1 protein-coding gene is annotated in these 525 nt (G+C 40.2%); it reads left to right on the forward strand.

Going from position 1 to position 525, the window contains the following annotated elements:
• Positions 1-525: hypothetical protein (locus tag CLHUN_RS22325; protein WP_165755839.1), on the forward strand; the 525-nt coding region annotated here is incomplete at both ends.

Here is a 525-nt window from a genome sequence, read left to right on the forward strand (position 1 = left end):
AATATGACAATACCTGTATAAACGGACAGGGCATTGTTTCTCAATATGTCTTGCAGTATAAGGACGGCATAAAAAAGTATTTTGCCGCTGACGGAAGACTGCTGAAGAAGGTGGACAGATTCGGCAATGCCATAGAATACCAGCACACCCTGATTAATAATTATCCCGTTGTCACCAGGATAATTGATTCCCTGAACCGTGAGGTCACAATAAATTATGACTTTGCCCATTTGCAGGTGGTGGTAAATGCTCCTGATGACAAAAGAATTGTCTATTCCCTGGCTCAGGAGTATCAGCACTATAACCCCAACAAGGAAAACGAACTGATTTATACCTACGGATATATTGTTACAGAACGCAAGGACTTTGAAAACAGGTCTGTAAAATACCAGTATACCTATAGAGACGATTTATACATGAGAGGGGATTCCGTTTGTATTTACCCTGCCTCAATGAAGAAGTTAAATAAAATAACATATCCCACCGGAGCATACACCGAATACACATATAAGGGAGTCTTCAGAT

This window comes from Ruminiclostridium hungatei, assembly GCF_002051585.1.
Lineage (GTDB): Bacteria > Bacillota > Clostridia > Acetivibrionales > DSM-1351 > Ruminiclostridium > Ruminiclostridium hungatei.